Source organism: Kitasatospora sp. NPDC091207 (assembly GCF_044768625.1).
Classification (GTDB): Bacteria; Actinomycetota; Actinomycetes; order Streptomycetales; family Streptomycetaceae; genus Kitasatospora.
Map to the genome: position 1 here is coordinate 64,004 of NZ_JBIVVS010000011.1, position 23,280 is coordinate 87,283.

Consider the following 23,280-nt stretch of genomic DNA (forward strand, 5'->3'; position numbering starts at 1 on the left):
CGGCGTCCCGGCCGGCGAGGGCGGCCGGCGAGGCGAGGGCGGCCGGGGCGGTCGGGGTCAAGGCCCCCGCATCGCCGTGATCCGTCCGGCGGTCCTCCGGCTCGGCCGTCTTTGTCCTGTCCTCCGGCTGCTCGCCGCGGTCGGCCGCCCGGGCCGGCGGCCGTTCGGCCGGAGCACCGGCACCGGGCTCAACCTGCTTCAGCGGCCGTCCCGTTGAGGTCCTTGCCGTACCAGATCTGGGCGTACGGGCCGCTGCTGTAGGCCGGGATCTCGCGGTAGCCGTGCCGGGTGTAGAGCGCGCGGGCCTCGACCAGGTCGAGCCGGGTGTCCAGCACGATCCGTTCGGCGCCGAGCGTGCGGGCGGCCTCGTCCACGGCGGCGAGCAGGCGGGTGCCGCCGCCGGTGCCGCGCACCGCGGGCCGGACGAAGACCCTGGTCAGCTCGACCGTGCGGTCCCCGATCACCCGCAGGCCGGCGCAGGCCTGCGGCGCGCCGTCGTGGCGGCCGAGCAGGAAGAGGCCGCTCGGCCCGGCGAGGTCATCGCTCGGGGCGTCGGCCAGGCCGGACTCGATCTCCTCGGGCGTGCCGTCCCGGCCCAGGCGCAGCCGGTAGTAGCGGTTGGCGACGTCGAGGTAGTAGTCGCGCAGGAGTGCCAGCGCCGCCGCGGAGCCCACCTCGGCCGGTGCGACGCTCCAGGGATCGGTCGTCCGTGTCGTGCTGATCGTCATCCGCGCATTGTCGGCGCCGGGCCGTGCCCGCCGCGAACGGATTTCCGCGGCGGGCGGCCCGGCGGACCGGCCACCGCGCGCGGCCTCCTCGGCGCGTTCGGTGCCGGTACGAACGGTGCGGTCGGGGTGGCCCGGTGACGGTGGCCCGCCCGCACCGCGGCCGCCGGGGGCACGGTGGAAGCGGGCGCCGGGGCCGGGCCCGAGGTGTCCGCCGGGGGTAGGGCGCGGTGGGCCGGGCGGGTGATGGGGGGATTGGCCGCCCGGCGTGTCGGGGGAGCAGTGCTCCATGGACACACCATCAGATCATCGTATTAATGGGGGACTGAGGGGACGTCACCGGGCCGGAAGCGGCCTCGTGGCAGCGGTCTGCCTGGCGGCGGTGGTCGCCGGCTGCGCCGCCCCGACCGGGCGAGAGGCCCCGTCCTCGCGGGCCGGCATGAGCGCCGCCCCCGCCGCGGCCGGTCCGGACGGCGCGACGTCCACCGCCACGGCCGCCGACCGGGGCGGGCCCCGGCCGCCGGCCGTGCCGCTGGCTCTGCCGGGCCTGGCCCGGTCGGAGGAGGAGAGCAGCGGTGAGGCGGTGGCCCGCCGGGAGGCAGTCGTCCGCACGGCGCTGGAGACCGCGCACCGCTGGGGCGTGGAGCAGCTGCCACTGCCGGCGCCCCAGCGGCCGGTGTCCAGGCCGGAGCTGACGCCGGTGCAGGGGGTGAAGCTCCAGGACGGACGGCCGCCGGTGGTCTACCGCGTCCCGACCGACGAGAAGATCGTCTTCCTGACCGTCGACGACGGTGCCGAGAAGGACCCGGAGTTCTCCCGGATGGCGGCGGAGCTCGGGATCCCGCTCAGCACCTTCGTCGCCGACTACCTCGCGCGCGAGGACTACGGGTACTTCCGCCGGCTCGCCGCCCAGGGCGACGCCGTGAACAACCACACCATCAACCACCGCAACCTCAAGGTGCTCGGCTACGACCAGCAGCGGGACGAGATCTGCCGCCAGCAGGACCAGCTGGAGCAGCAGATCGGCACCCGCCCCCGGCTGTTCCGGCCCCCGTACGGCGAGTACAACGACGACACCCTGCGGGCGGCCGGCTCCTGCGGCATCGAGGCGGTGCCGCTCTGGAACGAGGAGGCCTTCCCGGACCACATGGAGTACCGCTACGACGACCAGCGGCTGCACGCGGGGGACATCATCCTCACCCACTTCCGGGGCACCGACCTGTGGCCGGGCACCATGCCCGACCTGCTCCGCAAGGTCGTGAACGAGGTCACCGCGCAGGGCTTCGCCCTCGCCCGCCTGGACGACTACCTGTAGCCGCGGGGCCGGGGCCGGGGCCGGCCGCCCCGGCCGGTCAGGCCGGCGGGAGGGCGTCCAGGTAGACCCAGGCACCCTCGTGGCGGACGAAGCGGCTGTGCTCGGTGAGGATCCCCTGCTCCCGGCCCTCGGTGTAGTGGGCGCGGAAGGCGACGGTGCCCTCGGCGTGGAAGCGGCCGCCGTCGGTGGTGGCGAGCACCTCCAGGCGGGTCCAGCGCAGCGCGGGTTCGAAGTCGATCGAGGCCGGCCGGGTGTCGGGGTGCCAGGAGCGGAGCAGGTACGCCTCGTCGTAGGCGGCGAAGGCGCTGAAGCGCGAGCGCATCAGCGCCTCGGCGGTCGGCGCGGCGGCCAGGCCCCGGTGGTAGCGGCCGCAGCAGTCGCCGTACGCGGCGGACAGGCCGCAGGGGCACGGGGAGGAGGGCAGCAGACGGGGTGCGGGGGTGGCGGCACGGGGCGCGGAGCGGCGTCGGGACATGGCGTCCATTGTCACCCCTGGCCGGGGTGCCGCCGTCCGGGGCCGCCGCCCGGCCGCGGATGTCCGGATCCGCCGGGAATCCGGCGCCGACGGTGTCCGGCCGGGGCGAGTCCGAGACCGGTGCCCGTCGGAGTGCCCGTCGGAGTGTCCGGCCGATGAAGGCCGATGAAGATGAATGTGTGCAATTCATGAAGACCGGGTCTGTCGAAAACGCGCCGGGCGGGTCGCGCTGTTCGGTTCGCGACGGGTGGCGGCCCGGACTCGGTGGGGCCCCGGCGTGACGGCGCGGGACGGTCGCCGGGGGCGGTGCCCCGCCGGGCGAATGACGAGGTCAGGTCAAGATGGGCGGTGCCGAAAGGCCTGCGCGGCCACGGAGCTGATGCACCGTCGACTGCTGTGATGAACCGTATCGGCCGTGCGCGCCGATGTCACGGGGCCTGGCACTTCGTGGGAAATCGTCGACGAACTGTCACCTGGTCGTGCCGCTGCGTGGTGATGAGAAGGTGATCTTTCCGGCATATCGAACGAGTGACGGAAATGTGCTGGTCATCCGGAGATCTTTACCCCACCATCTCCCAGGGCACACCGCCCATTTCCAGCCGACCACAAGTCGGCGCAGGGCCATCCCTCAGGAGAGTTGATGAGTTCGACGGGACTTCCTCCACTGGATCCGACGGCATCGCTGGCCGATCTGGTCGATGCACAGGCCGGACGGACACCCGAGGCCACGGCGGTGATCGACGGCGACCGACGTCTGACCTACCGTGAACTGACCACCGCCGTCGACGCGATGGCCGGCCGGCTGGCTGCCGCCGGCGTAGGCGCCGAGACCCTGGTGGCGGTCTGCCTCCCGCGTACGGCGGACCTCGTGATCGCACTGCTCGCGGTGCTGCGCGCGGGCGGCGCCTACGTACCGCTCGACCCGGCCTACCCGCGGGACCGGTTGGAGCTGGTGATCGGCGACGCGCAGGCGCCCGTCGTCCTCACCGACCGCGCGCACGAGCACCTGCTGGCCGGCGCCGGCGCCACCCTGCTGCACACCGACGCCGAGGGCCCCCGCGCGCCGCTCGCCCCGGGCGGCGGCGCCGAAGCCCTCGCCTACGTCCTCTACACCTCCGGTTCCACCGGCCGCCCCAAGGGCGTCGCGGTCACCCAGCGCGGCGTCAACGCCATGCTCCGCTGGGCCGCCCGGACCTACGGCCCGGCCGACGTGGCCGGCGTGCTGTTCGGCACCTCGGTCTGCTTCGACATCTCGGTCTACGAGCTGTTCTTCCCGCTCGCCGTCGGCGGCACGGTCGTGGTGGCGCAGAACGTCCTCGCGCTGCCCGAGCTGCCGGCCCGCGACGAGGTGACCCTGATCAACACCGTGCCGAGCGCCATGGCGGCGCTGCTGCGCGGGGGCGGCCTGCCCGGCGGCAGGGGCCTGCCGGGCAGCGTCCGCGTGGTCAACCTGGCGGGCGAGGCGCTGCCGCGCCGGCTGGCCGACCAGGTCTACGGTGAGCCGCGGGTCGAGCGGCTGTACAACCTCTACGGGCCGACCGAGGACACCGTCTACTCCACCTGGTCGCTGGTCGGCCGGGAGGGCGGCGGCGAGCCCCTGATCGGCCGTCCGCTGCCCGGCACCACCGGCCATGTGCTGGACGAGCGGCGGACCGCCGTGCCGGACGGCGGCATCGGTGAGCTGTACCTCGCCGGCGAGGGCCTCGCCCGCGGCTACCACGGCCGTCCCGACCTCACCGAGGAGCGGTTCGTCACCGTCGACGGCGAGCGCTGCTACCGCACCGGGGACCTGGTGCGGCGGCTGCCGGACGGTGAGCTGGAGTACCACGGCCGCGTCGACCACCAGGTGAAGGTGCGCGGGTTCCGGGTCGAGCTGGGCGAGATCGAGGCGGTGCTCGCCACCCACCCGGCCGTCGAGGCCGCCGCCGCCGTCGTCCAGCACGACGAGTCCGGCGCCTACCTGGCCGCCTTCGTCCAGCCCGCGCCCGGCGTCGCCGAACCCGACGCGGCCGGACTGCGCGCCCACTGCGCCGCCGCGCTGCCCGGCTACATGGTGCCGCTGGCCGTCGCCGTGCTGACCCGGCTGCCGCTGACGCCCAACGGCAAGACCGACCGCGGGGCGCTGCCGCCCGTCGCCCGGAGCCGGGGCGGCCAGGAGCTGTTCGTCGCGCCCCGCACCCCGGTCGAGACCGGGATCGCCGAGCTCTGGCAACAGCTGCTCGGCGTCCCGCGGGTCGGTGTGCACGACGTCTTCCTCGACCTCGGCGGGCACTCGCTGCTCGCCACCGGACTGCTCGCCCGGATCGAGCGCGAGTACGGCACCCGCGTCCCGCTGGCCGAGTTCTTCGCCGCGCCGACCGTCGCCGCGCTCGCCGTCCGGGTCGCCAACGGCGGTGGCGGCCGCCCCTCGGTGGCCCCGCCCGTGCGGGAGGCCGCGCTGCCCGCCCGCCCCACCGGCTTCCAGCGCGAACTCTGGCTGCACGAGTCCATGCACGTGGGCAGCCCGGTCTACAACGTGCCGCTGCGCATCCGCGCCGTCGGCGCGCTGGACCCCGCCGCGTTCGGCCGGGCGCTGACCGAGGTGGTCCGCCGGCACGAGGTGCTGCGCACCGCGCTCGGCGGCCACCAGGGCGAGGTGACCGCCGAGATCCGCCCGCCGTACCCCGTCGACGTCCCGCTGCTCGACCTGACCGGGGCCGGCGAGGAGGAACTGGACGCCGCGCTGCGCGCCGAGGCCGCCCGGCCGCTGAACCTCGCCGCCGGCCTGCTGCTGCGCGCCCTCGCGGTGCGCACCGGAGCGGACCGGCACGAGCTGCTGATCACCGTCCACCACGCGGCGATGGACGGCTGGGCCGCCGGGCTGCTGCTGGCCGAGCTCGGCCGCGCCTACCAGGACGGCGAACTCGCCGAACCGGACCTGCAGTTCTCCGACATCGCCCGCTGGGAGGAGCGCGCCGACGCGGCCGCCCGGGACGGCGCGATGCGCTGGGGCGAGCGGCTGCTCGGCCTCGACGCCGACCAGCACCTGCCCGGTGACCGCCCGCGCCCCAACCCGCACGACATCGCCGGCCGGCGGATCGCCCGCCGGCTCGACGCCGAGCTGGTCGGCTCCGTCGAGCGCTGGGCCGCCCAGGAGGGCGCCAGCCTCTACATGGCCGTCCTGGCCGCGCTCGGCGGCGTGCTGCACCGCTACACCGGCCGGACCGACCTCGCGGTGCTCAGCCCGTTCTCGGTCCGTCCGGTGCCCGAGCTGGAGCACGTGCTCGGCTCGTTGATCAACACCGTCGCGCTCCGCTTCGACGCGGCCGGTACCGACACCTTCCGTGAGCTGGTCGCCCGGGTGCGGCCGGTGGTGCTGGACGCCGCCGAGCACAGCGGCTACCCGTTCCTGGAGCACGCCCGCCGGGTCGGCGGCTCCGCCGGACTGACCGCCTCGCCGATCTCGCAGACCCTGCTGGCGGTCCAGAACCACCCGGTGGCCGGACTCGAACTCCCCGGCCTGAGCCTGCAGTTCGTCGCCGAGGTGTGCAACGGGACGGCCAAGACCGATCTCTCGCTGTTCCTGGAGTTCCCGGCCGAGGGCCCGCTGCTCTCCGCCGAGTACCGCACCTCCCGCTACGACGAGCGGTCCGTGCGGGCCGCGCTGGACCACCTGACGGGGCTGCTCGCCGCCGCCGTCGCCGAACCGGACCGGCCGCTCGGCGAGCTGGCCATGCTCTCGGCCGCCGAGCCGGGCCGCCCGGAGCCGGCCGAGGGTCCCGCGGCGCCGGTGCCCGACCTCCGTCTGCACGAGCTGGTCGCCGCCCAGGCCGCCCGCACCCCGCGGGCGGTGGCCGTCTCGGCGGCCGACGGCGTCCTCGACTACGCCGGACTCGACGCCACGGCCGGCCGGGTGGCGCACCTGCTGGCCGAGCACGGGGCCGGCCCCGGCACGCTGGTCGCGGTCGCCGTCCGGCGCGGCCGGCTGCTGCCCGCCGCCCTGCTCGGTGTGCTGCGCGGCGGCGCCGCCTACCTGCCGATCGACCTCGACCAGCCGCTCGCCCGCAACCGGGCGGTGCTCGACGACGCCGGGGTCACCCTGCTGGTCGCCGAACAGGCCACCGCCGGGGACGCCCTGTTCGACGGGCGCTCCGTCGTCCTGGTCGACGGACCGCTGACCGCCGCGGCCCTGCAGGCGCCGGCCGTCGAGGTCGGCCCGGAGGACCGCGCCTACCTGCTGTACACCTCCGGCTCCACCGGCGCGCCCAAGGGCGTCGCCGTCCCGCACCGCGCGATCGTCAACTTCCTCACCTCGATGGGCCGCGAACCCGGGCTCGCCGAGGGCGACGTGATGGCCGCCGTCACCACCGTCACCTTCGACATCGCCGGCCTGGAACTCTGGCTGCCGCTGGTCACCGGCGCCCGGGTGGAGATAGCCGACCGCGCCACCGCCACCGACGGCCACGCGCTGGCCGACTGGCTGGAGCGGCGCGCGGTCACCCACCTGCAGGCCACCCCGGCCACCTGGCGGATGCTCCTGGAGGCCGACTGGCCAGGTAGACCCGGCCTGACCGCGCTCTGCGGAGGCGAGGCGCTCACCGCCGACCTCGCCGAGGCGCTGCTGAAGCGCACCGACGTGCTCTGGAACCTCTACGGGCCCACCGAGACCACCGTGTGGTCCACCGCCCAGCGGGTCACGCCCGAACTCGCCGCCCACCAGGGCGTGGTGGCGCTCGGCGAGCCCATCGCCAACACCAGGCTGCACCTGCTCGACACGGTCGGCCGGCCCGTCCCGGTCAACGGGATCGGCGAGCTCTGCATCGGCGGCGAGGGCGTCGCGCTCGGCTACCACGGCCGCCCCGACCTCAGCGCGGAGCGGTTCGTCCCCGAACCCGGCGCCGCCGAGGGCGCGCTGATGTACCGCACCGGGGACCTCGCCTGCCGCCGCGCGGACGGCCGGCTGGAGTACCACGGCCGCACCGACGCCCAGGTCAAGCTGCGCGGGTTCCGGATCGAGCTCGGCGAGATCGAGGCCGCGCTGACCGCCGTCCCCGGCGTCACCGCCGGGGCCGTCCGCCTGACCGACGGCCCGGCGGGCCCGCTCCTCGCCGGGTACGCCGTCACCGGCGGCGCCGTCGGCGAGGACGCCCTGCGGACGGCCCTCGCCGAGCGGCTGCCCGACTACATGGTGCCCGCCGCGCTCGTCCTGCTCGACAGCCTGCCGCTGACCCCCAGCGGCAAGGTCGACCGGGCCGCGCTGCCCGCCCCCCGGTCGGGCGGTGCCGGTGCCCCGCCCGAGGGCGACTGCGAGGAACTGCTGGCCGACCTCTGGCAGGAGGTCCTCGGCCTGGAGCGGGTCTCCCGGCACGACGACTTCTTCGTGGTCGGCGGCCACTCGCTGCTCGCCACCCGGTTGACCGCCCGGGTCCGCGACATCTTCGAGACCGATCTGCCGCTGCGCACCGTCTTCGAGGCCCGCACCGTGGCGGCGATGGCCCGCCGCATCGAGGACCTCCTGCTCGACGAGATCGACGAGATCGACGGGACGGACGAGATCGACAGGACAGGCGAGATCGACGGGACAGGCAGGACAGACGGGACAGGCAGGACAAGCGGGACGGACGACCTGGGCCACCGGGACGCCGCCGGCGCACTGACGGGGGAGACGGCATGACCGACCAGCCCACCACCGGCGACCGGCCGGGACAGCACGCCGGACGCCAGGAACTGCTCCACCGCAGGCTCGCCAAGGCCAAGGCCCTGAAGGCGGCCAAGGACGCCGGCGCCGCCGCACCGACCCGGCCGGGCATCGAGCCCCGCCCCGAGGGCACCCCGGCACCGCTCTCCTCGGCCCAGCGCCGGATGTGGTTCCTCGCCCAGTACGAGCCGGACAGCGCGGCCTACCACATCCCGCTCGCCCTCCACCTCGACGGCGAACCCGACACCGACGCCCTGCGCGCGGCGCTCACCGACGTCCTCGACCGGCACGAGGTGCTGCGCACCGTCTACCCGACCGTCGACGGGGACGTCCGGCCGCAGCCGCTGGACGCCGCCCGCCTCGCCCTCGCCACCGCCGACGTCCCCGCCGACCGGTTGGACGACCACCTGGCGCAGGACGCCCGCCGCCCGTTCGACCTCGCCGTCGACCTGCCGGTGCGCGCCACCCTGCTGCGCACCGCCGAGGGCGCCGTGCTGAGCCTGGTGCTGCACCACATCGCCGCCGACGGCTGGTCGATCGGCGTGCTCTTCACCGACCTCGCCGCCGCCTACGCGGCCCGCCGGGAGGGCCGGGCGCCGGCCTTCGAGCCGCTGCCCGTCCAGTACGCCGACGTGGCGCACTGGCAGCAGACCGGCCTGGCCGAGGAGCTGGCCCGCCAGCAGGCCTGGTGGCAGGAGCGCCTGCGCGGTGCCACCGCCACCGTCACGGTGCCCACCGACCGGCCCCGCCCGGCGGTGGCCGGCACCCGGGGCGGGCGGTTCACCGCCGGCCTCGGCGCCGAGCGCACCCGCCGGGTCCGGGCGCTCGCCGAGCAGACCGGGACCACCGTCTACATGGTCCTGCTGGCCGCGCTGCAGACCGTGCTGTCCCGCTACACCGGGGCGGAGGACGTCGTCGTCGGCACGCCCGTCGCCGGGCGCACCCGCAGCGAGACCGAACCCCTGGTCGGCTGCTTCGTCAACACCCTGGCGATGCGCACCGACCTCTCCGGCGACCCGACCGTCCGGGAACTGCTGGAGCGGGTCCGGGAGGGCACCCTCGGCGCCTTCGCGCACCAGGACCTGCCGTTCGAGCGGCTGATCGACGCCCTCGGCCTGGAGCGCGAACTCGCGCACACCCCGCTCTTCCAGGTCATGCTCAACGTCCACAACCAGGCCGAGGCCACCCTCGACCTGCCCGGCCTGCGGGCCGACTGGCGGCCGGTCGGCACCGACACCGCGAAGTTCGACCTCTCGGTGGCCGTCGTCGACCACGGCGGCGACCTCACCGCCGACCTGACCTGGCGCACCGAGCTGTACGACGAGCCGACCGTAGAGCGGGTCTTCGGCCATCTCACCACCGTGCTCGACGCGATGGCCGCGGCCCCCGACCGCCCGCTCGCCGAGCTGCCGCTGCTCACCCCGTCCGAGCAGCGCCGGCTCGCCGAGTGGGACGACACCCCGCGTGACTGGGACCTCGGTACCACCCTGCACGGCCTGGTCGAGGAACAGGCCCGGCGCACCCCCGACGCGCCGGCCGTCCGCGGCGCCGACGGTCTCCTGGACTACGCCGAACTCGACAACCGTGCCAACGCCCTGGCCCACCGGCTGCGCGCGCTCGGCGTCGGCCCGGACCGCCCGGTCGGGCTGCTGGTCGAGCGCTCGGCCGCGCTGGTCGTCGGCATGCTCGGCATCCTCAAGGCCGGCGGCGCCTACCTGCCGCTCGACCCGGTCTACCCGGACGAGCGGATCCGCGGGCTGCTGACGGCCGCCGGGGCCGCCGCCGTGGTCACCACCGACGACCTGGCCGGCCGGGTCGCCGGCACCCCGGTCGTCGTCCCGGAGCCGCTCAGCACCCCGGTCGCGCCGTGCCCGGCCCCCGTGGTCGACGTCGGCCCGGGCGACCTCTGCTACCTGGTCTTCACCTCCGGCTCCACCGGCGCGCCCAAGGGCGTCGCCGTCGAGCACCGCAACTTCCGCAACTACCTGCACGGGCTGCGCGAGCGGACCGGCGGCGACCAGCGGGGCTGGAACTGGGCGCTGGTCTCCACCTTCGCCGCCGACCTCGGCACCACCAACGTGTTCGGCGCGCTCACCGGGGGCGGCTGCCTGCACCTGCTCACCCGTGACCAGGCCACCGATCCGGACGCCTTCGCCGCCTACGCGGCCGAGCACCGGATCGACGCGATGAAGCTCGTCCCCAGCCACCTGGAGGGTCTCGCGGCGCACGGCGCCGGGCTCGGCGGCATCCTCCCCGGCCGGCTGCTGATCTGCGCCGGCGAGGCCCTGCGGCCCGACCTGGTAGCCCGGATCCGGGCCACCCGGCCCGACCTGCTGCTGCACAACCACTACGGCCCGACCGAGACCACGGTGTCGATGCTCGGCGCCGCCGTCCCGGCCGACCTCGGCGACGCCGCCACCGCGCCGCTCGGCCTGCCCTTCGGCAACGTCGGCGCGCACGTCCTCGACGCCCGGCAGCGCCCGGTGCCGGTCGGTGTCCCCGGCGAACTGTACGTCTCCGGCGCCGGGGTGGCCCGCGGCTACCTCGGCCGGGACGACCTCACCGCGGAGCGGTTCGGCCCGGTGAACGGACGCCGGAGCTACCGCACCGGCGATCTGGTCCGCCGCCGGGAGGACGGCGCCGTCGAGTTCCTCGGCCGGATCGACCAGCAGGTGAAGATCCGCGGCTTCCGGGTCGAGATCGGCGAGGTGGAGGCCGAGCTCACGAGCCGTCCGCAGGTGCGTGAGGCCGTGGTGGTCGCGCGCGGCGAGGGCGCCGCCCGCACCCTGGTCGGCTACCTGGTGCCCGCCGACCCGGCCGAGGCTCCCGACCCGGCCGAGTTGCGCGCCGCGCTGCGCACCCGGCTGCCCGACTACATGGTGCCGGCCGCCCTGGTGGTGCTGGACGCGCTGCCGCTGAACGCCAACGGCAAGGTCGACCGGGCCGCCCTGCCCGAGCCGGTCGCCGCCCAACCGGTGCCGGGCGGGGGCGAGTTGTCCTCGGCGACGGAACACGAGGTGGCCGCCGCCTACCGGTCGGTGCTGATGGTCGGGGAGCTCGGAGCGGCGGACGACTTCTTCGCGCTCGGCGGCGACTCCTTCTCCGCCGTGCACGCCGTCCGGCTGATCGGCCGCGGCCTCTCGGTGATCGACCTGTTCCAGCACCCCACCGTCGGCGAACTCGCCGCGCTGCTCGACGCCAGGGCGGCCGGCACCGGGGAGGAGGGGCCGCGCACCCTGCTGCACCGGCTCACCCGCGGCGCGGCGCCCGCCGAGGTGAGCGTGGTCTGCGTCCCGTACGGGGGCGGCAGCCCGATCACCTTCCAGCCGCTCGCCGACGCGCTGCCGGCCGGCCACCGCCTCTACGCGGTCGAGCTGCCCGGGCACGATCCGAGCCGGATCGACGACGACCTCGTCGAACTCGAAGCCCTGGCCGACCGGTTGACCGAGCAGATCACCGAACGGATCGACGGGCCGGTGGTGCTCTACGGCCACTGCCTCGGCGGCGCGCTCGCCACCGCGCTCGGCTCCCGGCTGGAGGCGGCCGGGGTCGATCTGCGCGGCCTCGCCCTCGGCGGGACGTTCCCGGCGGCCCGGCTGCCCGGCCGGTTCGCCGAGTGGATGGCCCGGCGGCTGCCCGGTGACCGGATGCTCTCCAACCGCTCCTACCTCGACTACCTGCGCGCCATGGGCGGCTTCACCGACGTCTACGACCAGGACGAACAGGACTTCCTGGTACGGGCGTTGCGCCACGACGTCCGGCAGGCCGAGGACTTCTACACCCGCGCGTACGGGGACGGCCGCCCGCCGCGGCTCGCGGCACCGATCCTCTGCGTGGTCGGCGAGAAGGACCGCGCCACCCAGCTGTACGAGGAGCGGTACGCCGAGTGGGAGCACTTCGGCGACACCGTCGACCTGGCCGTGATCCCGCGTGCGGGGCACTACTTCCTCAAGCACCAGGCCGACGAACTCGCCCGGGTGATATCCGAGTTCACCGCCACCGGCGCGGTGGCCGAGCAGGTCGCGGCCAAGCGGCCGGCGGCCCGGGCCGAGCTGGGCACCTTCGCCAAGGTGGCGATCGGCCAGTTCGTCTCGATGATCGGTACCAGCCTGTCCACCTTCGCCCTCGGGGTCTGGGTGTACCAGCAGACCGGCTCGGCCTTCGACTTCGCGATGATCTCGGTGGTCGCGGTCCTGCCCGCCGTCCTGCTGCTGCCGATCGCGGGCGCGCTGGCCGACCGGATCGACCGCCGCAAGATCATGATCGTCACGGACACGGTGGCCGCGGCCGCCATGCTCTCGCTCGGCGTCCTGCTCTGGGTCGGCAGTCTGGAGGTCTGGCACATCTATCTGGTGGCCTGCGTCGGGGCGGTCTGCTCGGCCTTCCAACGCCCGGCCTATCTGGCCGCGATCACCCAGCTGGTGCCCAAACGCTACCTCGGGCAGGCCAACGGCCTCGCCCAGCTCGGCACCGGCGCCGGTGACATGATGGCCGTCCTGGCCGGCGGTGTGCTGGTCTCCCTGATCGGTCTGCACGGTGTGGTGCTGTTCGACATGGTGACCTTCCTGACCGGGGTCACCTGCCTGCTGCTGGTCCGCTTCCCGGACGCGCTGTTCGACCGGCAGGAGGAGCCGCTGCTGCGCGAGGTGGTCACCGGCTGGCGCTACATCGTGCGGCGGCACAGCCTGGTCGCGATGGTGGTCTTCTTCGTGGTGTTCAACTACCTGTTCGCCGTCGCGACGGTGCTGGTCACCCCGATGGTGCTGGCGGGCGGCTCGGCCGTGCAGCTGGGTGTGATCACCGCCGTCGGCGGTGTCGGCGCGCTGACCGGCGCGCTGGTGATGGCCCTGTGGGGCGGTACCAGACGGCGCGCGGTCGGCATGATCGGCTTCACCTCGGTGGTCGGGGTGGCCGCGATCGTGACCGGCTGCCGCCCGCAGGCGGCGCTCACCGCCTGCGGACTCTTCGGCCTCTGGGCGGCCCTGATGATCCTCAACTCGCACTGGATGGCGCTGATCCAGACCAAGGTCGGGATGGAGCTGCAGGGCCGGGTGCTGGCCACCAACCAGATGCTCGCGATGTCGATGATGCCGCTCGGCTTCCTCACCGCCGGGCCGCTCTCCGACCACGTCTTCGAGCCGCTGATGCGGCCGGGCGGGGCGCTCGCCGACTCGGTCGGCCTGGTGATCGGTACCGGGCCGGGCCGCGGCGCGGGCCTGCTGCTGGTCCTGGTCGGCCTCGTCCTGGCGGTCTGGGGCCTGCTGGGCCTCGCCTACCGGCCGCTGCGACTGATCGAGGACCTGCTGCCGGACGCCCTGCCGGACGCCGAGATCGGTGACAAGGACGCCATCCAGGCCGAGGCGGACCGCCTGCTGGCGCTCACCGAGGCGGCCCGGGCGGGCGGCGCGGGTGGTGCGGCCGGTGCGGCCGGGGCCCCCGGGGTTCGGGTGCCCCGGCCGGCCCGGGGCACCCCGGAGCCGGTCGAGGACGAGCCCGAGCGCCGCGTCCCGGCCGGAGCCGGCCCCGGCTCCCGCTAGGGCTGCCGCGATGCCCCGCCCCCGGCCGACAGCGTCGGGGGCGGGGCATCGCCGTCGGGGGGCTCCGAACGGCTACTCCGCGCGCCGGATGGAGTAGTTGAACTCGGCCGTGCCGAACGACCGCATCAGGCGGAGCCAGAACGGCATCATCATCTCCATCGCCCGGGCGCCGGAGATGTCCCCGAGGTCGATGACGGACTCCGCCGGCCAGCCGAACTCGCCCAGCAGCGCGACCGCTTCGGCCTTCGCGCCGTCGTCGTCGCCGGCGATGAAGAGGTTGTGCGCCCCGGGCAGTCGGGCCGGGTCCACCATCAGCGGCGCGGTCAGCGTGTTGAGCGCCTTCACCACCCGGGCCCGCGGGAACTCCCGCTGGATCCGCTCGCCCACGCTGTCGGTGTTCACCGGGTCCAGCGTCACCTCACCCTCGGGGGAGAACACCAGCGGGTTGGAGATGTCCACCAGCAGCTTCCCGGCCAGCCGCTCGGCGCCGGCCGCCCGCAGCGCCTCCAGGGCGATCGTCCCGCTGGTGGCGTTCAGCACCACCTGGCCGAAGTCGGCCGCGTCGGCGAACGTGCCGTGGTGCCCGTTCTCGCCCGCCTGCCGGGCCCAGGCGACGGCCTTCTCGTTGTCCTTGCTCCGCGAGCCCAGCGTCACCTCGTGGCCCAGTGCCACCAGCTTGTCCGCCAGGGTCTGCCCGACCGTACCCGTGCCGATGATTCCGAATCGCACCGCGCCTCGCCCTCTGCCGTCGCGCGCCCCGTGGCGCGTGCCGCGACGACGATAGATCGACTTGCTCCGGCTGTCCGGCGAATCGCCGCGTCCGGCGGTCGGCCGGGCGGGTCGGGTCCGCCGACTGGACCACGCCCGCTGGTGGCCGCGCGGTCACCCCCGAAGCATGGGCGCCATGAACCGAACCAACAGACCGTCCGCCCGGGCGGCGGCCCTGCTCGTCGGCATCGCCCTGCTCGCCCCCGCCGGAACCGCCCGCGCGGACGTCACGACCGTCTCCGTCACCACCGAGCGCACCGCCTGGGACCAGGACGAACCGGGGCTCTCCCCGGCGGAGGTCGGCACGTCCGACTTCGGCGTCCGCTTCACCACCCCGCTCGACGGCCAGGTGTTCGCCCAGCCCCTGGTCATCGGTCCGACCGTGGTCGTCGCCACCGAGACCAACCACGTCTACGGTGTCGACGCCAGGACCGGCCGGATCAGCTGGCAGCGCGCGATGGGTCCGGCCTGGGCCTCCGCCGCGATCGGCTGCTCGGACCCGGGCCCCAACGTCGGCACCACCTCCACCCCCGTCTACGACCCGGCCACCGGCACCGTCTACCTGACCAGCAAGGTCGACGACGGCCCGGACGACAGGCACCCCCACTACTACGTGCACGCCGTGGACGCCCAGACCGGCGCGGAGCGCAGCGGCTGGCCGGTGACCGTCCAGGGTGACCCGGTGAACGCCCCCGGCAAGCCGTTCAACGCCTACCGCTCGCTCCAGCGGCCCGGGTTGCTGCTGCTCGACGGGCACGTCTACTTCGGCTTCGGCTCGCTCTGCGGCATCGGCGACTACATCGGCACCCTGGCCGGTCTCGACACCCGCACCCGCGCGCTCACCCTCTGGTCGACGGTCGCCGGCTCCGACACCCAGCGGGCCTCCATCTGGATGGCCGGCAGCGGGCTGGTCTCGGACGGCCCCGGCCGGATCATCCTCACCACCGCCAACGGCCAGGGTGCCGGCGCCTCGCCCGCCCAGGGGCCCGGATCCAGGCCGCCCGGCGGTCTCGGCGAGTCGGTGATCCGCTTCGCGGTCAACGGCGACGGCACCTTCACCCCGAAGGACTTCTTCAGCCCCGCCAACAACGCGACCCTCGACAAGCGGGACACCGACCTCGGCTCCGGCGGCCCGGTCGCCCTCCCCGCCGACCGCTTCGGCACCCCCGCCCACCCCCGCCTGCTGGTCCAGGTCGGCAAGGACGGCCGGATCTTCCTGCTCGACCGGGACGACCTCGGCGGCATGGGCCAGGGGCCCGGCGGCAGCGACAAGGCCGTCGGCGTCACCGGCCCCTACGGCGGCGTCTGGGGCCACCCGGCGGTCTGGGGCGGTGACGGCGGCTATGTCTACACCGTCGAGAACTACGGAAAGCTGCGCGCCCTCAAGTACGGCGTCACCGCGGCCGGCACCCCGCAGCTGACCAGCGCCGGCACCAGCGCCGAGGACTTCCTCAAGATGTCCGGCTCACCCGTCGTCACCTCCGACGGCGCCCGGTCCGGCTCCGCCCTGGTGTGGGTGATCTGGTCGGGCACCGGCCCGTACGGCGAGGGCGGCGAGCTGCGCGCCTACGACCCCGTCCCGGTCGGCGGCACCCTGAAGCTGCGCCGCTCCTTCCCGCTCGGCACGGTCAGCAAGTTCTCGGTGCCGGCCACCGACAAGGGCCGGATCTACGTCGGGACGAAGGACCACCGTCTGGTCGCCCTGGGCCGGCCGTCGGCCTTCGCCTGACGCTCAGGTGCCCGGGTTGATGGTGAAGATCGCGGCCACCACCGACAGCAGCGCCGCCATCGGCGCCAGCGCCGCCCAGACCCGGGCCGGCCGGATCAGGTACGCCACCGGCCACTGGACCACGATCAGTACCACGGTGGCCATCAACAGCTGGTCCGAGAGCACGAGTTGGGCCCGGGTGGCCGGGCAGGACCCGGGCCCGGCGCACGGGTCGGTGGCCATCTCGGCGAGCCCCCGCAACGGCAGGACGAACAGCAGGCAGAACCCCGTCACCAGGGTGGAGGCCAGCGGAGCGCGACGCCAGTTCGCGCGGGGCCCGGAGGCGGTTTCGGTCATGCCCCGATCCTGGCCGCCCGGCCGCCGCCCCGGACAGCGGCCGGGTACTCAGTTCCGGTGGGTCGACGTACTCAGTCGCGCCGTACTCCCCGGGGAGTACGGCGCGGCCGGGCCGGTCAGAGCCGGACGGTCACCGTCTTGGGCCGCTGGTACTCCTGGAGGGCGAGGATGGAGAGGTCGGTGCCGTGCCCGGAGGCGCCGCGCCCGCTGTGGGGGAGTTCGGCGCTCTGGACGAGGTGGCAGTTGAGCCAGGTCTCGCCGGCGTGCAGCCGGGCGGTGAGGTCGAGGGCGGCCGTGAGGTCGGCGGTCCAGACACTGGCGGCGAGGGCCTGCGGGACGCCGTTGGCCAGGGCGAGCGCGTCGTCGGGGGTGGCGGCGCGCTGGACGGTCAGCAGCGGGCCGAAGGCCTCGGTGAGGACGGCGGGATCGTCGTCGGGCAGGTCGGCCAGCAGCGTGGCCGGCCGCCACAGGCCGTCGGTGCGGCCGGGAGCGGTGATCGAGCGCCCGGCGGCCGAGGCGGCCAGGACGCGGTCGTAGCGGGCCGCCTGGTCGGGGTTGTTGAGCGGGCCGAAGTCCCGGCCGGCCCACCGCCCGGCCAGGGCGGCGGCGAGCGCGGTGACGACCTGCTCGTGGTTCTCGTCCAGGGTGATCACCCGGGCGGGGGCCGCGCAGCTCTGGCCCGCGTTGTAGGTGCAGGCCTCGGCGAGGGCGGACCAGGTGTGCGCGGGTGCGTCGGGCAGCACGAGGACGGGGCTGTTGCCGCCGAGCTCCGGGCTGACCCGGCGGTGGCCGGCCCGGGCCGCGATGTCGGCGCCGGCCGCCGCGCTGCCGGTGAAGGCGATCATGTCGACATCGCTGGTGACCAGCAGCCGTCCGGTCTCCCGGTCGCCGGGCAGGGCGGTGAGCACGCCGTCGCCGAGCGCCTTCGCCGCGTGTTCGGCGAGCAGCGCGACCGAGTCGGGCGTGGTCTCGGCGGGCTTGACGACCACCGTGTTGCCGGCGGCCAGCGCCGGGGCGCAGCGCCAGGCGGCCATCAGCAGCGGGTAGTTCCACGGGACGATCGCCCCGACCACGCCGACCGGCTCCCAGCGCACCCAGCTCTCGTGGCCGGGCAGGTAGCGGCCGGCGGCGGGCGCCGTCCCCGCCCGGGCGGCGCCCGCGTAGAACCGGAACAGGTCGGCGACGTCGCGCAGTTCGCCGGCCGCCTCGTCCGCCGGCTTGCCGGTGCCGGCCCGCTCCAGCTCGGTGTACTCGCCGAGGTGCCGCTCGATCAGGTCGGCGAGGGCGTCCAGCCGGCGCTCGCGCTCGCGCGGGGTGAGCGCCCGCCAGGGCGCGGTGGCGAGCCGGGCGGCGGCGACGGTCTCGGTGACGCGCTCGGCGCGGGCCGGGTCCAGGCTGCCGCGGACGGCGCCGGTGCGGGGGTCGATCAGGTCCATACGCGGGGGCCTCTCATGGAGCGGGTTCACAGGTCGTAGGCGCGGAGCCAGAGTTCGAGGGTGAGGACGAGCCAGAGCTTGCCGCCCTGGCGCGGCAGCAAGGTCCCCTCGCGGCGCATCCAGGTGCGGACGGTCTCGGGCCGGACGAGGCCGCGCTCGCGGGCGGTGCGGCCGAGCAGCAGCTCACCGGAGAGGTCGCGCAGCGGGCCGCGCAGCCACTGCTGGACCGGTACCCGCATGCCGCTCTTGGGGCGGTCGGTGACCGTCGCCGGCAGGACGTCCCGGACGGCCTCCTTGAGCACCCACTTCTCGACGGTGCCGTGGAGCTTGAGCGTCGGCGGGGTGGCGAAGGCGTGGTCGATCACGTGCCGGTCGAAGAGCGGGGAGCGGCCCTGGACGCCCTGCGAGGCGGTGAGCCGCTCGACCTTGGTGAGGATGTGGTGGGCGCCCTTGGTCCGCAGGTTGCAGTGGAGCAGCCGGTTCAGCAGCGAGTGCATCGGGCCGGGCCCGAGGTAGGGGGCGACGAACCGGCGGGGCGGCGGTTCGCTCTCCAGGGCCCGCAGCGCGGCGGGCGTGAGCAGCCGGGGCAGGTCCTCGTAGCACTTGCGGTAGGACCGCAGGTACGCCTCGGCCCGGACGTCCGGCGCCGGGTCGTCGCGGTGCATCTCGTGGACGAGCATCGGCAGGTTCTTCGGGCCGCCGAAGACCGGGTCGCCGCCCTCGCCGTTGAGCGAGACGCCGAGGCCGTCACCCGCGACGGCCTCGGCGAGCATCAGGTTGGGGACGGTCAGCGGGTCGCCGACCGGGCTGTCGAGCAGGGCGACGGTGTCGGCCAGCCGGGCGGCGACCTCGGCGCCGGAGACGGTGAGCACCCGGTGGCGGGTGCCGCAGTGCCCGGCGACCAGGCCGGAGTAGCCGAGCTCGTTGGGGAGGTCGTCGCCGAAGCTGATCGAGTAGGTGTGCACCGGGTGGTCGTGCAGCCGGGAGGCCAGCGCGGTGACGAGCGAACTGTCGACGCCGCCGGAGAGCAGGACCGCGACGGCTTCGCCGGCCGGCAGCCGGCGGGCGGTGGCCTGCTCCAGGAGGAGGCGCAGCTGTCGGGCGTACTCCGCGGGCGGCAGGGTGTCGGCCTCGTCGGGGAGCAGCTCGGCCGGCTCCCAGTACTGCTCCTGGTGTACGGTGCCGTCCGCCGCCAGGCGCAGGATCCGGCCGGGCAGGGCCTCGTGGACGCCGCGCAGCAGGGTCTCCTCGCCGGGCAGGTAGGCGAAGGTGAGGAAGGAGCGGACGGCCGCCAGGTTGACGCCGGTGCCGAGCGCGGGCCAGTGCCGCAGCGCGCGCAGCGAGGTGGAGGCGGCCCAGCAGCCGTCGGCGCGGGCGTAGAAGACGGTGCGGGCGCCGACGTGGTCGCGGATCAGCACGAGGTCGGCGCCGTCCACCACGACCAGGACGAACAGGCCGTCGGCGAGCCGGACGCCCTCCGCGCCGAGGCGGCGCCAGAGCCGGAGCAGCAGCTCGCCGTCGGGGCGGTCGGCGGGTGCCGGGGAGCCGTCGGCGGCGAGGGCGGCGAGCAGCTCGGCGCGGTTGTGCAGGGTCACCTCGCCGACGGCGGTGACCCCGTCGGCGGTGAACGGGCCGGTGGCGAAGCCGGGCTCGGTGCCGATCAGGGCGGCCTGGGCGGGCCCGGGGGCGGCGCCGGTCAGGGTGGCGAGGTGGGTGCGGGCCCGATCGGGGTCGGGGCCCGCGCAGGCGCAGCAGCGAGCCATGCGGGAGGTTGCCTTTCACTGGGTGGGGCGGTGGTCGGGCGTCCTGGTCCGGGCGTCCTGGTCCGGGGCCCTGGTCCGGGCGCCCGGCTCTGCGCGCGGGCGGGCGCGGGCTCAGCCGAAGTCGTCGCCGTCCCAGCCGTCGTCGGAGGAGCCGTCCCAGCCGCCGCCGAAGTCGGCGTCGTCGGAGCCGTCCGGGCCGCCGGTGTCGTCGGAGGAGCTGTCGTCGGAGGACCCGCCCCCGCCGTCGCCGCCGGAGGAGCCGGCGGCCTGGGCGCGGGCCTGCTCGCGCAGCCGCTCCTCCTCGGCCTCGCTCAGCTCCAGCGGCGGGAACTGGGAGACCGCGACGCCGGCGGCGCCGGCCACCCCGAGCGCGCCGAGCACCACGCCGAGCCGGCCGCTGAAGGCGGTGCGGTTGACGGTGACCAGCTCACCGCGGGCCCAGACGGTCCGGCCGTAGCCGATGTCGCGGCCGTAGCGGACGGTGCCGTCGGTGTGGCGGCGCTTGACCAGGTCCTTGCCGAGCGGTTCGTCGGTGCCGGCCAGGCCGTCGCTGTCGTGCCAGTGCACGAGGCGCGCGGGCCCGCGCCGGCGCCACTCGCTGCGGCCGTCCTCGTAGCGCCGGTGCACCGTGCCGTCCGCCAGCAGTTCGTCGCTGTAGCCGAGGTGGCGTGGCTGCGTCATGGTCGGGAGTCCTCAAAGTGTCCGGGAGCCCTCCGGCGGAGGGCCGGGCGGAGGGTCAGGCGGTGGGCCAGGTCAGGAAGCCGGTGGAGCGCGCGGCGCGGACCCGGCGGTGGACGGGCGCCCGCCGGGGTCCGGCGGCGCCGCCCCGGAGCTGGCGGATCACGGTGTGCAGCAGCCGGGCGGGGCCGACGGCGGCCAGTTCGATGGTCCGGCCGCTGCCGAGCCAGGCACGCTCCTCGGGCCGCAGCCCGGCGGGCAGCGGCCCCCGGTACGGCCGCGGGCCGCGGCCGGCGGTCAGGTGCAGGGTGACGGCGTGCCGGGGGACCAGCCCCATCGACCGGACCCGGACGGCGCCGCCCGGCCCGCCCGCCCCGCGCAAGGCGTCGCGGACCCGCTCGAAGCAGGCGAGCCCGGCCGGGCTGGCGTCGTGCAGCACGTGCACCACCGCGCCCCCGGCCCGCGCCAGGGCGGCGACCAGCCGTGGGTCGAGCGGCAGCTCGGCGGCGGCGACGACCGGGCAGGCGGCCTCCAGGTGCAGATCGTTGGCGATCAGCATCGCGGTGATCTCCCGGCTCTGGCAGACCAGCAGCCGGGGCAGCCCGTAGTCGTACAGGTCGCTCTCGGCGCCGGCCCGCGGCTCCCGCGCCACCGCCGCGACCGGCGCGACCGGCGCCAAGGGCGGCAGCAGGCCCGGCAGTTCGGCGCGGCGCTGCGCCACCGCCTCGGCGAACCGGGCGTAGCGCACCGGCGGTGCCAGCGTGTACGGGATCCGGCGCGGTCCGGAGTGCAGCGGCTGGAGGACGCGGCACAGCTCGTAGTACAGCTGGCGCTCGGTGTACCGCAGGCCGCCGGGCGCGCCCGCCCGGTCGGCGGCGACGGTCAGGGCGCCGTCCAGGAGCAGGCGCAGCGGCCGGCGGCGCGGGGGCCGGGGTGACGGCGGGAGGGTCATGCGGTGCCCTTTCGGTGTGGCCCGGAGGTTGTCTCGGGCCAGGTCAGGAAGCCGACGGCGAGGGCCCGGCGGCGGGTCTCGGCCGGATCCTCCGGACGGGCCCGCGTCACCCCCGGCACCGGCGAGTTCTGTGGCGGGACGCGGGTGGCCGGCTCCACGACGTGCTCGGCGGCCCGGACGGCGATCGCCATCAGCCGCTTCGGCGTCACCGCGGCCACCGGGCTCCACCAGCCCTCGGCGTACCACGCCAGTTCGGTCGGGGTCAGCCAGGTGGCGTCCCGCTCCAGCCGGAGCTGCAACTCGGGGGCGCGGAACGGGTCGCGCAGCACGACGGACTTCGCCTCGGCGGCCAGCACCGCGCGGGCCGGCAGCCCGGCGTCGAGCACCCGGCGGCCGGGGTACCGGGCCCGGACGTCGGCGACCAGCAGGCAGCCCTGCGGCGAGGCGTCGTGCAGGACGACCACGGGCAGGCCGCCGGGGACGGCGCGCAGGTCGGCGGCGAGCAGCGCGCGGTGGCGCCGAGGGTAGCGGTTGGCGTGCAGGAAGGCCGTGACGGTGCGGTCCGGGCAGAGCAGGACGAACGCCGGGTCGGCCACCGGCGGTCCGGGGTGGACCAGGGCGTCCTCGACCAGCCCGGCGGGCAGGTCGGTGTACACCTCCTTCCAACGCGGCACCACGGCGTCGTGGAAGGCACCGGCGCTCCAGCGCGTGCCGTGCTCCCGGGGCGGCGCCGGCTGGTCGGAGAGCACCACCTGCCGTACGGCGAACCCGAGCAGAGCGGCCCCGGCCAGCGCGAGCAGCGCGATCGCGGTGCCGTGCAGGGCCAGGGCGCCGATCAGCGCGCCGGCCCCGAGCACGCCCAGGCAGCCCGCGCTGCCCCGGCTCCCCCGGAAGGCCGGGTCGGGCCGCCCGCGACGCTCGGCCGCGTAGTGCAACTGGTCGACGGTGCAGACCAGTTCGCCCGCGCCGGTCAGCTTGGTGGTGAGCCGGCGGATCCGGAGGTCGTGCAGCCCGGCTCCCTCCACCTTCGGGTCCAGGGCGAACGGCTTGCGGCAGTAGCCGCACGTGTGCCGGGAGCGGTTCCGCTGCAGCAGGTTCTTCTCACAGTGCGGGCAGATCATCGCGGGGTCTCCAGCGTCGCGGCGAAACGGCGCAGCCGGGCGGCCAGCCGCTCCCTGGGACCGACCGTACCCGGGCGCCGGCTCCGCTCCACCTCCCGGAGCGCGGCGGCCAGTTGACCGTCCTCGCGGCGTTCGGCCTCGGCCGCGGTGATCGCGTAGTCCTCGTGGTCGATGCCGAACCCGGTGTTGGCGGCGAGGATGTTGAGCGGCCCGGAGCCCCGGTTGGCGAACGAGTGCGGCATCAGTTCGGGGATGCGGATCAGCAGCCCGGGCGTCAGCGGGACGTCCACCACCCGGCGGCGCTCGGCGTCGTACAGCCCGCAGGCGGCGTGGCCGAGGCTCAGCACCAGGTGCTCGCCGCCGTGGGCGTGCGGGGTGAACGCGCTGTGCGGGGCGACGATGCCGAGTTTGTAGGTGGCGTTGGACGGCCGCTCGGGCGAGGTCTTGGCGTCACCCACCAGGTAGTGGGCGAACTGCCCCTCGTCGATGAAGCGCAGCAGCTCCTCGCCGGCCGCCCCGTGCGCGCGGTCCGGTCCCAACTCCCGGGCGCCGTCCCGGTCGGCGATCAGGACGCGGCCGTCCGGCCGCAGCTGGTACAGGTCCACTCCGGCCGGCAGCGACCGGGCGAGCCGCTCCAGTCCGAGCAGCCCGGATCGTATGGACATCCGCCACCCCACCCCCAGGTTCGCACCGCACGGACGCGGTGTCGTCCCCGGTGACGCCGATCCTCGCGCGGCCGGTTCCCCGGCCGGGGAACCGGCTCGCGGA

Annotated in this window: 14 protein-coding genes; 4 read left to right on the plus strand and 10 right to left on the minus strand. The window is 75.5% G+C overall.

The features are described from left to right. Positions 1-188: 188 nt before the first annotated feature. Entirely contained in the window at positions 189-728 is a 540-nt protein-coding gene (locus ACIQTO_RS19865; protein ID WP_402389446.1) for a GNAT family N-acetyltransferase, read from the minus strand. Between the two features lie 355 nt (positions 729-1,083). Here ACIQTO_RS19865 and ACIQTO_RS19870 point away from each other — a divergent pair, with 355 nt between their 5' ends. Next, the gene (locus ACIQTO_RS19870) at positions 1,084-2,040 is read left to right on the plus strand and encodes a polysaccharide deacetylase family protein (protein WP_402389448.1); all 957 of its coding nucleotides are present in this window, start codon (positions 1,084-1,086) and stop codon (positions 2,038-2,040) included. A 37-nt stretch (positions 2,041-2,077) separates the two neighbouring features. On the opposite strand, the gene ACIQTO_RS19875 is transcribed toward ACIQTO_RS19870, so the two are convergent. Further along, positions 2,078-2,515, minus strand: coding sequence for a YchJ family protein (locus ACIQTO_RS19875; protein ID WP_402389450.1), 438 nt, complete (start codon positions 2,513-2,515; stop codon positions 2,078-2,080). 640 nt (positions 2,516-3,155) lie between these two features. Between ACIQTO_RS19875 and ACIQTO_RS19880 the strand changes: the two genes are divergently transcribed. Beyond that, entirely contained in the window at positions 3,156-8,168 is a 5,013-nt protein-coding gene (locus ACIQTO_RS19880; protein WP_402389452.1) for an amino acid adenylation domain-containing protein, read from the plus strand. Next, positions 8,165-13,729, plus strand: a complete 5,565-nt coding sequence (locus tag ACIQTO_RS19885) for an amino acid adenylation domain-containing protein (protein WP_402389455.1) — start codon at positions 8,165-8,167, stop codon at positions 13,727-13,729. Before ACIQTO_RS19880 ends, ACIQTO_RS19885 begins: the two co-directional genes overlap by 4 nt. A gap of 72 nt (positions 13,730-13,801) precedes the next feature. Here the strand turns inward: ACIQTO_RS19885 and ACIQTO_RS19890 are convergent, their stop codons facing one another. Continuing rightward, complete coding sequence (locus ACIQTO_RS19890) at positions 13,802-14,458, minus strand: NADPH-dependent F420 reductase (RefSeq protein WP_402389458.1); 657 nt, start codon at positions 14,456-14,458, stop codon at positions 13,802-13,804. A 175-nt stretch (positions 14,459-14,633) separates the two neighbouring features. Here ACIQTO_RS19890 and ACIQTO_RS19895 point away from each other — a divergent pair, with 175 nt between their 5' ends. Continuing rightward, the gene (locus tag ACIQTO_RS19895) at positions 14,634-16,226 is read left to right on the plus strand and encodes a PQQ-binding-like beta-propeller repeat protein (protein WP_402389460.1); all 1,593 of its coding nucleotides are present in this window, start codon (positions 14,634-14,636) and stop codon (positions 16,224-16,226) included. Positions 16,227-16,229: 3 nt separating this feature from the next. Here the strand turns inward: ACIQTO_RS19895 and ACIQTO_RS19900 are convergent, their stop codons facing one another. From ACIQTO_RS19900 to ACIQTO_RS19930, 7 genes are all read right to left on the minus strand, one after another. Continuing rightward, positions 16,230-16,562: a hypothetical protein gene (locus tag ACIQTO_RS19900; protein WP_402389463.1), complete on the minus strand. Its 333-nt coding sequence runs from the start codon at positions 16,560-16,562 to the stop codon at positions 16,230-16,232. Positions 16,563-16,678: 116 nt separating this feature from the next. Then, positions 16,679-17,998 carry an aldehyde dehydrogenase family protein gene (locus ACIQTO_RS19905; protein WP_402389466.1) on the minus strand — a complete coding sequence of 440 codons (1,320 nt, stop codon included), beginning with the start codon at positions 17,996-17,998 and terminating at the stop codon, positions 16,679-16,681. Between the two features lie 26 nt (positions 17,999-18,024). Beyond that, a complete protein-coding gene (locus tag ACIQTO_RS19910; protein WP_402389468.1) occupies positions 18,025-19,761 on the minus strand; it encodes an asparagine synthetase B family protein in 1,737 nt (578 codons plus the stop codon). A gap of 111 nt (positions 19,762-19,872) precedes the next feature. Then, entirely contained in the window at positions 19,873-20,442 is a 570-nt protein-coding gene (locus tag ACIQTO_RS19915; RefSeq protein WP_402389471.1) for a hypothetical protein, read from the minus strand. Positions 20,443-20,497: 55 nt separating this feature from the next. Further along, entirely contained in the window at positions 20,498-21,391 is an 894-nt protein-coding gene (locus tag ACIQTO_RS19920) for a hypothetical protein (protein ID WP_402389474.1), read from the minus strand. After that, positions 21,388-22,512 carry a hypothetical protein gene (locus ACIQTO_RS19925; protein ID WP_402389477.1) on the minus strand — a complete coding sequence of 375 codons (1,125 nt, stop codon included), beginning with the start codon at positions 22,510-22,512 and terminating at the stop codon, positions 21,388-21,390. The genes ACIQTO_RS19920 and ACIQTO_RS19925 overlap by 4 nt, the downstream gene beginning before the upstream one ends. Next, positions 22,509-23,177, minus strand: a complete 669-nt coding sequence (locus tag ACIQTO_RS19930) for a cupin domain-containing protein (protein ID WP_402389479.1) — start codon at positions 23,175-23,177, stop codon at positions 22,509-22,511. Before ACIQTO_RS19930 ends, ACIQTO_RS19925 begins: the two co-directional genes overlap by 4 nt. Between the last annotated feature and the right edge of the window lie 103 nt (positions 23,178-23,280).

What these genes read in the sequence shown, in the direction of transcription:
- ACIQTO_RS19915 (WP_402389471.1), bottom strand. Translation starts at nt 20,442, where the DNA reads ATGACGCAGCCACGCCACCTCGGCTACAGCGACGAACTGCTGGCGGAC.
- ACIQTO_RS19925 (WP_402389477.1), bottom strand. Translation starts at nt 22,512, where the DNA reads ATGATCTGCCCGCACTGTGAGAAGAACCTGCTGCAGCGGAACCGCTCC.
- ACIQTO_RS19930 (WP_402389479.1), bottom strand. Translation starts at nt 23,177, where the DNA reads ATGTCCATACGATCCGGGCTGCTCGGACTGGAGCGGCTCGCCCGGTCG.
- ACIQTO_RS19880 (WP_402389452.1), top strand. Translation starts at nt 3,156, where the DNA reads ATGAGTTCGACGGGACTTCCTCCACTGGATCCGACGGCATCGCTGGCC.
- ACIQTO_RS19895 (WP_402389460.1), top strand. Translation starts at nt 14,634, where the DNA reads ATGAACCGAACCAACAGACCGTCCGCCCGGGCGGCGGCCCTGCTCGTC.
- ACIQTO_RS19885 (WP_402389455.1), top strand. Translation starts at nt 8,165, where the DNA reads ATGACCGACCAGCCCACCACCGGCGACCGGCCGGGACAGCACGCCGGA.
- ACIQTO_RS19905 (WP_402389466.1), bottom strand. Translation starts at nt 17,998, where the DNA reads ATGGACCTGATCGACCCCCGCACCGGCGCCGTCCGCGGCAGCCTGGAC.
- ACIQTO_RS19875 (WP_402389450.1), bottom strand. Translation starts at nt 2,515, where the DNA reads ATGTCCCGACGCCGCTCCGCGCCCCGTGCCGCCACCCCCGCACCCCGT.
- ACIQTO_RS19910 (WP_402389468.1), bottom strand. Translation starts at nt 19,761, where the DNA reads ATGGCTCGCTGCTGCGCCTGCGCGGGCCCCGACCCCGATCGGGCCCGC.
- ACIQTO_RS19920 (WP_402389474.1), bottom strand. Translation starts at nt 21,391, where the DNA reads ATGACCCTCCCGCCGTCACCCCGGCCCCCGCGCCGCCGGCCGCTGCGC.
- ACIQTO_RS19900 (WP_402389463.1), bottom strand. Translation starts at nt 16,562, where the DNA reads ATGACCGAAACCGCCTCCGGGCCCCGCGCGAACTGGCGTCGCGCTCCG.
- ACIQTO_RS19865 (WP_402389446.1), bottom strand. Translation starts at nt 728, where the DNA reads ATGACGATCAGCACGACACGGACGACCGATCCCTGGAGCGTCGCACCG.